Source organism: Micromonospora sp. NPDC049274, from assembly GCF_040678875.1.
GTDB lineage: Bacteria > Actinomycetota > Actinomycetes > Mycobacteriales > Micromonosporaceae > Micromonospora.
In genome coordinates, this window is the sequence record NZ_JBFAQS010000008.1 from 228,699 (window position 1) to 240,148 (window position 11,450).

At 74.7% G+C, this 11,450-nt stretch carries 10 protein-coding genes; 6 read left to right on the top strand and 4 right to left on the bottom strand.

Annotated elements, in window-relative coordinates; all coding sequences use genetic code 11:
- Positions 1–31 precede the first annotated feature (31 nt).
- The gene (locus AB0K10_RS17740; RefSeq protein WP_363684623.1) at positions 32–1,300 is read left to right on the top strand and encodes an aminotransferase class V-fold PLP-dependent enzyme; all 1,269 of its coding nucleotides are present in this window, start codon (positions 32–34) and stop codon (positions 1,298–1,300) included.
- Positions 1,301–1,332: 32 nt separating this feature from the next.
- On the opposite strand, the gene AB0K10_RS17745 is transcribed toward AB0K10_RS17740, so the two are convergent.
- Complete coding sequence (locus AB0K10_RS17745) at positions 1,333–2,535, bottom strand: FUSC family protein (protein ID WP_363684625.1); 1,203 nt, start codon at positions 2,533–2,535, stop codon at positions 1,333–1,335.
- A 137-nt stretch (positions 2,536–2,672) separates the two neighbouring features.
- Here AB0K10_RS17745 and AB0K10_RS17750 point away from each other — a divergent pair, with 137 nt between their 5' ends.
- Positions 2,673–3,329: a metal-dependent phosphohydrolase gene (locus AB0K10_RS17750; RefSeq protein ID WP_363684627.1), complete on the top strand. Its 657-nt coding sequence runs from the start codon at positions 2,673–2,675 to the stop codon at positions 3,327–3,329.
- Here AB0K10_RS17750 and AB0K10_RS17755 read toward each other — a convergent pair.
- Positions 3,301–3,585 (bottom strand): DUF4031 domain-containing protein, encoded by a 285-nt coding sequence (locus AB0K10_RS17755; RefSeq protein WP_363684629.1) that lies wholly within the window; start codon positions 3,583–3,585, stop codon positions 3,301–3,303. The two genes, AB0K10_RS17750 and AB0K10_RS17755, sit on opposite strands and share 29 nt — an antisense overlap.
- Before the next feature lie 56 nt (positions 3,586–3,641).
- Between AB0K10_RS17755 and AB0K10_RS17760 the strand changes: the two genes are divergently transcribed.
- A complete protein-coding gene (locus AB0K10_RS17760) occupies positions 3,642–5,042 on the top strand; it encodes an FAD-linked oxidase C-terminal domain-containing protein (protein WP_363684631.1) in 1,401 nt (466 codons plus the stop codon).
- A 6-nt stretch (positions 5,043–5,048) separates the two neighbouring features.
- On the opposite strand, the gene AB0K10_RS17765 is transcribed toward AB0K10_RS17760, so the two are convergent.
- Both AB0K10_RS17765 and AB0K10_RS17770 read right to left on the bottom strand, forming a co-directional pair.
- Positions 5,049–5,585 (bottom strand): hypothetical protein, encoded by a 537-nt coding sequence (locus AB0K10_RS17765; RefSeq protein ID WP_363684633.1) that lies wholly within the window; start codon positions 5,583–5,585, stop codon positions 5,049–5,051.
- An 89-nt stretch (positions 5,586–5,674) separates the two neighbouring features.
- A complete protein-coding gene (locus AB0K10_RS17770; RefSeq protein ID WP_363684778.1) occupies positions 5,675–7,489 on the bottom strand; it encodes a glycerol-3-phosphate dehydrogenase/oxidase in 1,815 nt (604 codons plus the stop codon).
- Positions 7,490–7,671: 182 nt separating this feature from the next.
- Here AB0K10_RS17770 and AB0K10_RS17775 point away from each other — a divergent pair, with 182 nt between their 5' ends.
- From AB0K10_RS17775 to AB0K10_RS17785, 3 genes are all read left to right on the top strand, one after another.
- Complete coding sequence (locus AB0K10_RS17775; protein ID WP_363684635.1) at positions 7,672–10,140, top strand: S8 family serine peptidase; 2,469 nt, start codon at positions 7,672–7,674, stop codon at positions 10,138–10,140.
- Positions 10,141–10,189: 49 nt separating this feature from the next.
- Entirely contained in the window at positions 10,190–11,125 is a 936-nt protein-coding gene (locus AB0K10_RS17780; RefSeq protein WP_363684637.1) for a GNAT family N-acetyltransferase, read from the top strand.
- A gap of 77 nt (positions 11,126–11,202) precedes the next feature.
- A complete protein-coding gene (locus tag AB0K10_RS17785) occupies positions 11,203–11,448 on the top strand; it encodes a hypothetical protein (protein ID WP_363684639.1) in 246 nt (81 codons plus the stop codon).
- Positions 11,449–11,450: the final 2 nt, after the last annotated feature.

An 11,450-nucleotide genomic window follows, 5' to 3' on the forward strand; every position in this document is an offset into this window, starting at 1 on the left:
ACCCGGGGTCCCTGACCCCGGAGGTTCCGGCGTGTCCGTCACCCTCGTACCCTCGCTGCCCGCCCTGCCCACCGTCGCGCCCGCACCGTCGGGGGCGCTCGACGTGCTCGGCGTACCCGGAGAGATCAACCTCGACTACGCGGCCACCGCGCCGTGCGCGCGGGCCGCGGCCGACGCGGTGACCGAACTGCTCCCCTGGTACGCGAGCGTGCACCGTGGCGCGGGAGCGCTGTCGCGGCGCTGCACGCTGGCCTACGAGCGGGCCCGGCAGACGGTCGGCGACTTCTTCGGCGCCCGCGCCGACGATCACGTGATCTTCACGCGGAACACCACCGACGCCCTCAACCTGCTGGCCCGGTCACTGCCCGCCGGCACGGCAGTCGTCACCTTCGCGGGCGAGCACCACGCCAACCTGCTGCCCTGGCCACGCGGCTCGGTGCGCCTGCCGGTGCCCGCCGACCCCGCCGGGGCGGTACGCGCTCTCGCCGCCGCCCTCACCGAGCTGCGCCGCGACAGCAACCCCGCGCTGCCGGTGCTCGTCGCGGTGACCGGGGCCAGCAACGTGACAGGCGAGCTGTGGCCGGTCGCCGAGCTGGCCCGGGTGGCCCACCGGCACGGCGCGCGGATCGCCCTCGACGCCGCGCAACTCGCCCCGCACGCGCCCGTCGACATGCGCACGCTCGACGTGGACTACCTGGCCGTCTCCGGCCACAAGCTGTACGCCCCGTTCGGCGCGGGTGTGCTCATCGGCCGCGCGGACTGGCTGGACGCCGCCACGCCGTACCTGGCCGGTGGCGGCGCCACCAGCCACGTCGGGCCGGCCACCCACGACGTGACCTGGGCGAGCGGCCCGGCTCGACACGAGGGCGGCACCCCGAACCTGCTGGGCGCGGTGGCGCTGGCGGCGGTGTGCGCGGCGCTGGCCGACGCCGACCGGGTCGCGCTGGCCGCCCGCGAGCAGGCGTTGCTGGCCCGGCTGCGCGCCGGCCTCGCCGCCCTGCCGCACGTGGTGGAGCTGCGCACCTTCGGCCCGGCCGCGCCCCGGGTCGGCATCGTCTCGTTCGTGGTGGCCGGCTGGGACTCCGCCGCGGTGGCCGCCCGGCTGGCCACGGAGCACCGGATCGGCGTACGGGACGGGCTGTTCTGCGCCCACCCGCTGGCCCGGCGGCTCCTCGCTGAGGCGGCCGGGCGTACCGGCCGGCGTGATCTTCCGCCGACCGCGTTGCGCGCCAGCATCGGTCTGGGCAGCACCGCCGCCCAGGTCGACAGGCTGCTCGCCGCGCTCGCCGAGCTGGGCTGAGCTGAGCTGGCGGCCATGTCGGCCGTCCGCGCTCAGCCGACGGGCGGGGCGGTGGGTGGCTTCGGCGCCTCGCCCGGCTCGGCCGGTTCGCCGACCGGCCGCTCCTGCTCCCCGAAGGACGTCCGGATCCACCGGTTCGCCTCCTCCTGCTCGACGCCTGAGGCCACCAGCAGGTCACTCGCCGTGGTCCGGATCTGGGCGATCACCACACTCCCGGAGAAGCCGACCCCGGCCCCGTACGCCCGGCCGGCCTCACTGACGGCCCGCAGTGACCGCTCCCGCGCCTTCTGCGGCTCCTCGCCGGCCGCGAACTCGTGCTTGAGCAGGCGGACCGACTCGGCGAGGTGACCTATCGAGTCCGGCATCGTGTCCGGTACCGGCTCGTCGTCCTCGATCAGGGTGACGGACCGGCGGATCAGCGTGCCGCTGTTGCGCATCGCGCGGTCGATCGGGTCGGCCGCCTCCGCGTAGTGGATCAGCTCGCCGCGGCGGTGCCAGCGGGCCGGCGACAGGGTGGCCGTCTCCTTTGCGCCCTCGATCGCCTCGGCCAGGGTGGCCAGCTCGTCCTTGTTGTTGCGCAACCGTTCCAGCGCCCGTTGGATGGCGGCCCGGTCCCGGCCGCGCAGCCCGTCGGCGGTGGCGTCGAGCTGGGCGGCGAGCAGATCCAGCGCCGGTCGGGCGGCCCGGTTGATCACCCGGAGCGGATTCAGTGGCAACAGCACCGCCGTCACCAGCAAGGCGACGCCACCACCGAGGAAGGCGTCGACGAAGCGGGGGATCTCCAGATTCTGGGTGGACGGGCTCAACGTCACGATCAGCACCGCCGTGGCCGCCGCCTGGATGACGATGGCGACGCTTGCCCCGGCGAAGATGGTGAGCAGGATCGCCACCGTGACCACCAGCCCGAGCTGCCACGCGCCGGTGCCGAGCAGGTAGATCAGGAAGTCGCCGACGGCCACCCCGACGCCCACGCCGATGATCAGCTCCATGGTGCGGCGGAACCGCTGCCCGACCGACGCGGCCAACGTGCCCACCGCGGAGATCGGCGCGAAGACCGGCTGCGGGTTGCCCAGCACCTTGTGCGAGATGAGGTACGCCAGCCCGGCCGCCAACCCGGCCTGGACTGCCAGCCCACCCGCCATCCGTACCCGGTGCAGCCGGTCGTGCAGGGTGGCACGGCCACGGTGCCGCAGCTGCTCGGTGGCCTCCGCGATGCGCGCCCCGTCGACGTCCACCAAACCTTCGCGCAACGGGGCACGACGCACCACCGGAGGTCTTCTGTCCCGGGCCACCGCCATGGGCGCGACTACCCGTGGCGGGCGCGCTGAATCCTCCCGCCCGCGTGGCGCCCACCATGCGGCAGACTCGGGCGGTGGCCGATCTGCTGGACCGGTGGCGGGCAGCGGCCCGCGGTGCCGGAGCGAAACCCGACGAGCGCTGCACCCGGGCCGGGGAGGAACTGCTCGCCCGGTGGCGGGAGCCGCACCGGCAATACCACACGGTGGCGCACCTGAGCGTCGTCCTCGATGTGGTGGACCGGCATGCCGCACTGGCCGACCGGCCGGACCTGGTCCGGTTGGCCGCCTGGTGCCACGACGCGATCTACGACCCCCGCGCCCCGGGCGACACCAACGAACGGGACAGCGCCGCGCTGGCCGGACGCCTGCTCACCGGGCTCGGGGTGCCGGCGACCGCGGTGGCCGAGGTACGCCGGCTCGTCCTGCTCACCGCCGGGCACGCGGTGGCGCCCGGTGACGCCGACGGCGCCCTGCTCTGCGACGCGGACCTCGCCGTGCTGGCCGGGCCGCCGGCCGCCTACGACCGCTACGCGGCGGCCATCAGGCGGGAGTACGCACACGTGCCCGAGCCGGCCTTCCGGACCGGACGGGCCGCCGTGCTCACCGGCCTGCTGGCGTTGCCCGCGCTGTTCCGGCTGCCGCCGCTGGCCGACCGGTGGGAGCAGCCGGCCCGGGACAACCTGCGCCGTGAGCTGGCCGCACTCACCGGGCCGCCGACGATCCCGGGTTGACCAGGTGCTTCGGTCGACGCAGTCCGGCGTCCCGGAGCAACCGGACCAGTTCCCGGCTCGGCACCACCCGGGCTCCGAGCCACACCGCCGCCGCGAACCGGTCGGCCGGGATGTCGTAGTGGTCCCGGTCGAAGCCGCGCCGGGGTGCGCCCAGCGCCTCGGCGAAGGCGTGCAACTCGGCGTAGGAGACGTCGCTGATCAGGTGCGACCAGAGTCGACCGCGCCACGGCCAGGCCGGCCGGTCCAGGTAGAGCATGGTGCCCAAGTTAGCCCGCGTTGATGATCGGTGGTCGGCGACCTAGCCTCGGCGGCATGGCCCCCACCGGACTCCTCGACGACCTGCGCGCCGCCCTGGGCGAGAACGCCGTGCTCACCGACCCGGACCTGCTGCGCGTGCACCAGCGCGACGAGGCCGACCTCTGCGCCGCCGGCGTGCCCCTCGTGGTGACCCGCCCGCGCACCACGGAAGAGGTGGTGGCGGTGGTGCGGGCGGCGGCGCGGCACGGCGTACCGCTGGTGCCGCAGGGCGCGCGGACCGGGCTGGCCGGCGCGGCGAACGCGGTGGACGGCGCGGTGGTGGTCAGCACCGTCGCGATGGACGAGATCCGGGAGATCGACCCGGTGAGCCGGATCGCGGTGGTCCAGCCCGGCGTGGTCAACGCCGCGCTCGCCGCGGCGGTCGCCAGGCAGGGCCTCTGGTACCCGCCGGACCCCGGCTCCTGGGAGTCGTCCACGATCGGCGGCAACGTGGCCACCAACGCCGGCGGAATGTGCTGCGTGAAGTACGGCGTGACCACCGAGTACGTGCTCGGCCTGGAGGTGGTGCTCGCCTCCGGCGAGGTGCTGCGCACCGGGCGGCGGACGGCCAAGGGGGTGGCCGGTTACGACCTGACGCGACTGTTCGTCGGCTCGGAGGGCACCCTCGGCGTGATCACCGAGGTGACGGTGGCGCTGCGGCCCGCCCCGGCCGACTCGCTGACCCTGGTGGCGGTCTTCGGCTCCACTGCGGCGGCCGGCGCGGCGGTGGCCCAGATCGCCGCGCGGGGCCTCACGCCCAGCCTGCTGGAACTGCTGGACCAGACCCACCTGCGGGCGATCGAGGCGTACCAGCCGATGGGGCTGCGGACCGACGCACAGGCCCTGTTGCTGGCCGCCGCCGACACCGGCAGCCGGGCCGGCGACGACCTGGCCGCCCTGGCCGAGGTGTGCGAGTCGGCGGGCGCCGAGGAGGTCTACGCGGCCACCGACGCGGTGGAGGCGGCGGCGTTGTTGCAGGCACGCCGGCTCGCCCATCCGGCGATGGAGAAGTTCGCCGCCGACACCCACCCGGACGGCAGCGGCGGCCTGGTGATCGACGACGTGGCGGTGCCGCGGGGCGCGCTCGCCGCGCTGCTGGACGGGGTGGCCCGGATCGCGGCGGACTGCGACGTGCCGATCGGCGTGGTGGGCCACGCCGGGGACGGCAACATGCACCCGAACATCGTCGTCGACCGGGCCGACCCGGCCAGCGTGCAGCGGGGCCGGCGGGCGTTCGACGAGATCATGCGTCTCGGCCTGGAACTGGGCGGCACCTGCACCGGCGAGCACGGGGTGGGGCTGCTCAAGCGGGACTGGTTGGCGCGGGAGATCGGCCCGGTCGGCGTACGCGTGCACCAGGCCATCAAGGCGGCGCTGGACCCGGCCGGCCTGCTCAACCCCGGCAAGGTGCTCTGACCGGGGTCAGCCCTTGACCTCGGCCGGTGTCGCCTGGGTGAGCAGCAGCAGGATCTCCCCCGCCACCGTCGGGCGTTCCTCACCCGGGCAGTCCTGCGAGGTGATCAGCCCGGACGAGGTGAGCAGGCTGGACGTCAGCGCGTCGATGCAGGTGGTCCGGTAGTGCCGGACCTGGTCGGTCTCCTCGGTGAGCCGGGGGTCGGCGAGCAGCACCTGGAGGCGTTCGGTCTGCTCGGGAGCCAGCCGGCCCCGGGAGGTGACTCCGTCGCCGGCGCAGTCGAGGCACTGCCAGGAGCCGTCGCGCTCGACGCTCAACGTCCGCAGCGGGGCGTCGGCGCCGAGCCGTTGGATCAGGCTGACCTGGCCCTTGGCGACAGTCGTCGGGATCTCGGGTGTCGATCCGCCGGCTGCCGAGCCGGCCGGAGGTGGGGCGACAGGCGTGTCTGCGTCATCGCGGCCGAACAGCGAGCACCCGGCCAGGGCGGCGGCGAGCACCACGGCAAGGAGGGGTGTGACCAGACGGGGGCGCGCGCGGTACAGCACGCGCGGAAACCTACCCCACCGTAGGTAGCGTTAGAAACCACCATCCGGGCCGGTATCGATAGTTACCACTCGGTAACGTCGCTTTCCGGTCATCTCGCCGTCGGGCGCAGCTCAGCCTGGTCGTCGTCACCGCGGTCCGCCGCGTAACCCCGTACGTCCGGCGCGCCGAGTCGGGCCGCGTCCGCACCGGCGTCGTCCGGCATCAGCTGGGACTGCCGCTCCGCCTCCACCCGTGCGCGGTAGTGCTCGACCTCGCGGGCTCTCCTCGCCGCGTCCCACCCGAGCACCGCACCCATCAGCTCGGCGGTGTGCTCGGCCGACTCCAGGCCACGGTGGCTGGTCTCGAAGGAGATCCGGGTCCGACGGGTCAGCACGTCCTCCAGGTGCAGCGCGCCCTCGGCCCGCGCGGCGTAGGTGACCTCCGCCGCCAGGTACTCCGGAGCGCCGGCCAGCGGCGACGCCAGCAACGGATCGGCATCGATGAGCGCCAGCAGGTCGAGCGCGAGGGTGCCGTACCGCTCCAGCAGGTGCTCCACCACACCCACCGGCACCCCGTGTCGGCGGGCCAGGTCGGCACGGTCCCGCCACATCGCCGGGTAGCCGTCGGCGCCGAGCAGCGGCAGATCGGCGGTACGCGACGCACGGCCGCCACCCAACCGGCGTACGGCCCGGTCGACCACGTCGGACGCCATCACCCGGTACGTCGTGTACTTGCCGCCGGCGACCAGCAGCAGCCCGAGCATCGGCTCGAACACCGCGTGCTCACGGGAGAGCTTCGAGGTGGAGTCGGCCTCGCCGGCCAGCAGCGGGCGCAAACCGGCGTAGACACCCTCGATGTCGGCGATGGTCAGCGGCCGGTCCAGCACGGTGTTCACCTGCTGCAACAGGTAGTCGATGTCGCGGGCCGAGGCCGCCGGGTGGGACCGGTCCAGTCGCCAGTCGGTGTCCGTGGTGCCGATGATCCAGTGCCCGCCCCACGGGATGACGAAGAGCACCGAGCTGGCCGTCCGCAGGATGAGCCCCGTCTCGCCGGTGATCGCCGAGCGGGGCACCACCAGGTGCACCCCCTTCGAGGCGCGCACCCGGACGCCGGGCCGTAGACCCACGTCGTTGAGCATTCGGGACATGTCGTCGCTCCACACGCCGGTGGCCGCGATGACGGTGCGGGCGTGCACCTCGAACTCGGCGTCCGGGGAGCCGGCAGGCGCCTCCAGGTCGCGGACCCGGACGCCTGTCACCTCCCGCGCCTGCCGGATCAGCCCGACGGCGCGGGCACTGCTCACCACCGTGGCGCCGAGGCTGGCCGCGGTACGGGCCAGGGTGACGACCAGCCGGGCGTCGTCGACCTGCCCGTCGTAGTAGCGGATCGCCCCGGCCAGGGCATCGGCCCGCAGGCTCGGGAAGATCCGCCGCGCCCCCTCCCGGGTCAGGTGCCGGTGCAGCGGCATGCCCCGGCCACCGCCGAAGAGACCGGCGAAGGCGTCGTACGCGGCCACGCCCGCCCCGTAGTACGAGCGGCGGAAGATCCGGGCGGGCAGGTCCCGCAGGCCCCGGCCGGCCGGCAGCGGCACCAGGAACGGCACCGGGCGGACCAGGTGCGGCGCGAGCCGGGTCGCCAGCAGGCCCCGCTCGGTCAACGCCTCGTGGACCAGGTGGAACTCCAACTGCTCCAGGTAGCGCAACCCGCCATGGATGAGCTTGCTGGATCGGCTCGACGTGCCCGAGGCGAGATCGCGCGCCTCGACCAGGGCCACCTTCAGGCCGCGCGACGCCGCGTCCAGGGCGGCGCCCGCACCTGTCACCCCACCCCCGATGACCAGCACGTCGAAGCGCTCGGCGCGGAGTCGGCGCAGGTCGGCCGTACGGCGGATCGGCGAGAGCTGCCCGGCGACGGATCGGGAGATGTTGGGGTCACGCACCCATCCACCGTAACCGGCACGCGAGCGAGCCGACATTCAGCGCCGCACCCGCCCCACGGCTGCGCTCTCAGATCTTGGACAGTTTCCGTTCTCGCCTGACGGAAACTGTCCAAGATCTGCGCCGTCCTTCGATTCGAGACTGCTGGAGGTGGTCGTAAGGTTCTCGGATGCACGGTCAACCTGCGTCACCCGGCCTCAGCGACCGCAGCTCCCCATGGTCGGTGGTCGCCGCCGTGCTGGTCGGCTGCTGGACGGTTGCGGTCACCGCGGCCACCCAGGCCGGCGGCTGGGTCACCGACCAGGTGCTGCTCGGCTTCGGACGGGACCGGGTCGGCTGGCTCTGGCCGGTGCTCGGCCTGACCGTCGTCGTGTTGGTCGGTACGCCCGCCCTGCTGCTTGCCGTACTCCCCCGGTCGACCACGGTCCGGGCCGTCGGACGGGTCTGGGTGATCGGGGCACTCGTCCTCGGGGTGCTCACACTGCTGCGAGCCCTGCCGCCGGTGCACCACGAGGCGTACCTCGCCGGGCTGACCGCCGCCGCGTCGCTCAGCGCGCTCGCCGTGGCCCGATCGGCGCGACGATGGTCCGGCCCGGACGTCGACGCCGCCTCGTCGGCCGCCGGGATCCCGGGGCCGGTCGGGGGCCGGCGTGGATCGCGCCGGCCCGGGCCGGTGCCGCTGCTCGCGATCGCCACCGGTCTGGCGCTGCTGCTGCCGTGGGTCTGGCTGGGCGCGCTCGGCGGGCTCCTGGAGACAACTCTCGCGCTGCTCGCGGCGGCCGCGCTCGGGGTGCTGGCCGCGACGCTGTTGGACGCCACCTTCTGGGCCCGGTTCGCGGTCGGCCGACCGCCCCGGCCGGCCCGGCTGGTCCTGCTCGGGGGCCTGGTCGCCGGGGTGGCACTGCTGCTCCTCGCGGCCGGCACCGGCCAGTCGGGCGCGCAGTTGCCCGCCCTGCTGACCCTGCCACCGACGGGCTTCGCGCTCGCCGCGCTGTGGGCCGCGGCCTGGCGGCCCACAGCCGACCCGGCCGACGCCGCACGGGCCGGCCGGACGGCGACCGGCTGGCTGGTGGGCCTGGCCGCGCTGGGACCGCTGGCCTTCACCGACCCGGAGGAGATCACGCTCCTGCTGATCGGCACCCGGGACGTCCCGTTCTGGGTGGCGGCCGCCGCCGGCGCCGGTCTCGCCGTCGCGGTAGTGCTCGCCATCGGGTACGCGGTGCTGCTGGCCCGGCCGGCGGCGCGTACCCCGAGTCGCCGGACAGCGGCGCTGGCGGCGGCGGTCCTGCTGGTGACCGTCGGTGTCGTCGACGTCGGGCCCGGCCAACCCGGCCTGTACGGGGAGCGGCTGCTGGTGGTGCTGCGCGAGCAGGCCGACCTGACCGGCATCCCGGCCGGCGCCCCCGGGCAGGCCGGCCGGGACGCCCGGGCGGCGGAGGTCTACCGACGGCTGGTGACCACCGCCGAGAGCAGCCAGACCGACCTGCGTCGCACGGCGAAGCGGCTACGGCTGGACCCGGTGTCGTACTACCTGGTCAACGCGGTCGAGGTGGATGGCGGCCCGGTGGTACGGGCCTGGCTCGCGCGGCGACCCGAGGTGGCCCGGGTGCTGGTCAGCCAGCGACTGCGGCCTCTGCCGGCCCCGGCGGGGCAGACCCGGGGCACCGCGCCCGCGCCCCGCGGCCCGGAGTGGAACATCCGTCAGCTCGGGGCGGACCGCGTCTGGTCCCAGCTGGGGGTGACCGGCAGGGGCATCGTGGTCGGCAGCTCCGACTCCGGCGTGGACGGCGGCCATCCGGCGCTGCGGGCAGGCTTCCGTGGCGGGGACGACTCCTGGTACGACCCGTGGGACGGCACGCGGGCACCGAACGACCAGGGCGGGCACGGCACCCACACGGTGGGCAGCGCGGTCGGGCGGAACGGCATCGGAGTGGCGCCGGACGCACAGTGGGTGGGCTGCGTCAACCTGGACCGCAACCTGGGCAGCCCGGGGCACTACCTGGACTGCCTCCAGTTCATGCTGGCGCCCTTCCCGGCTGGCGGTGACCCGTTCACCGACGGCCGGCCGGAGCGCGCCCCGCAGGTGCTGACCAACTCGTGGGGGTGCCCGGCGATCGAGGGCTGCGACCCGGGGGCGCTGCTCCCGGCCACGACGGCGCTGGACGCCGCCGGGATCTTCGTGGTCGCCGCGGCCGGCAACACCGGCCCGTGGTGCGCGTCGATCGACGACCCGCCCGCTCCGTACCCGAACGTGCTGACCGTGGGCGCGGTGGACGCGCAGCGGCGGGTGGCCGACTTCTCCTCACGCGGGCCGGTGCCGGGCGGCACGGGCAAACCGGACGTCCTCGCGCCCGGGGTGGGCGTCGTGTCGGCCATGCCCGGCGGCGGGTACGCGGCGCTCGACGGCACGTCGATGGCGACCCCGCAGGTGGCGGGCGTGGTTGCGCTCATGTGGTCGGCGAACCCGGCGCTGGTCGGCGACCTGACCCGGACCCGGCAGATCCTGCGGGACACCGCCACGCCGGCCGAGCCGACGTACCGCTCCGACAAACCCACCGACGCCTGCGGCGACCCGGCGAACGTCACAGGCGCCGGCCAGGTCGACGCGTACGCCGCAGTCCGCGCCGCCCAGGGATGAACGAGGGCGGAGCCGGCCACCGCCAGCAGGTGATCTAGGGTCGGCGACCATGGACGCCGAGATCACCGTCACCGAGCTCAGCTCCGACCTCGCGCCCGCCGTGGCACGGTTCTGCGCGCAGGCGCTCGACCTGCCCGAGGACGCCGCCGAGGCGGCCGCCATCGTGGACGTGTTGTGGACCCGGGCAGCCGCAGATCGTCAGATGGTCGGATTGGGCGCGTACCGGGGAAGCGACCTGGTCGGGGTGCTGCTCTGCTCGGTGTCGCCGACCGAGGTGGGCATCGGGCACGTGGACCTGGTCGCGGTGCTCCCCGAGCAGCGCCGTCGCGGGGTGGGCCGCACGCTGTTGGCGCGGGCCGAGCAGGCACTCGGCCAGCGCGGCGTCACCGAGGTGCTGCTGGCTGGAAACCCGCCGTACTACGCCTGGCCGGGCATCGACGTGCGCTACACGCCAGCGGTGTGCGCCGCCCTGGCGCTCGGCTACCACCAGGACCGGACCGCGTGGAACATGACCGCTGACCTGTCGTACGACGAGTCGCCGGCGCTGCGGTCCACGGAGGCCGCGGAGCGGCGACTGGCCGGGCAGGGCATCTCGGTACGCCCGGCGGAGCCCGCGGACCTGCCGGCGCTGGAGGCGTTCGCCCGGTCCACCTTCGGCGGCACCTGGGACGGTGAGCTGGCCGGGTCGGTGGGCCGCGCGGGGGCCGGCTGCCACCTGGCGGAGCGGGCCGGCGAGGTGCTGGGCTTCGCGGCCTACGGGTCGTCCCGGCCGAGCTGGTTCGGGCCGATGGGCACCGCGCCCTCCGCCGAGGGTTCCGGCATCGGCGGGGTGCTGCTGCGACGCTGCCTGCGCGACCAGCGGGCGGCGGGGGTGGACCGGGCGCAGATCGGCTGGGTGGGGCCGGTGCCGTTCTACTCCGGCAGCGCTGGCGCCCGGATCGAGCGGGTCTTCTTCCTGTACCGGCGGACCCTACCGGTGACGTGAGAGGGCAAATGGGACATGAAGCCATTTGCCCGCATGACCCATCGACGCCCCTTACCGTTTCGGTAGAGGAGGCAGCCATGACCACGGATGACGACCAGACCGAGGACGGCCCGCCGATCACCTGGAAACCGGTCGGCGAGCTGCCCGGCCAGCTGCCGTTCGACCGGCTCGACTACGGCGACGCAGAGCAACTGGCCGAGATGACCACCGACGGCGAGCCGCTGGCCGAGGATCCGCAGGAGATGGTGGACGCGCCGATCCAACTGCTGCCGCCGTACGACCGGGCGCAGAAACGCCGCAACCAACGCCCGCTGCCCACCTGACG

What these genes read in the sequence shown, in the direction of transcription:
- AB0K10_RS17760 (WP_363684631.1), top strand. Translation starts at nt 3,642, where the DNA reads ATGGCCCCCACCGGACTCCTCGACGACCTGCGCGCCGCCCTGGGCGAG.
- AB0K10_RS17755 (WP_363684629.1), bottom strand. Translation starts at nt 3,585, where the DNA reads ATGCTCTACCTGGACCGGCCGGCCTGGCCGTGGCGCGGTCGACTCTGG.
- AB0K10_RS17780 (WP_363684637.1), top strand. Translation starts at nt 10,190, where the DNA reads ATGGACGCCGAGATCACCGTCACCGAGCTCAGCTCCGACCTCGCGCCC.
- AB0K10_RS17775 (WP_363684635.1), top strand. Translation starts at nt 7,672, where the DNA reads ATGCACGGTCAACCTGCGTCACCCGGCCTCAGCGACCGCAGCTCCCCA.
- AB0K10_RS17785 (WP_363684639.1), top strand. Translation starts at nt 11,203, where the DNA reads ATGACCACGGATGACGACCAGACCGAGGACGGCCCGCCGATCACCTGG.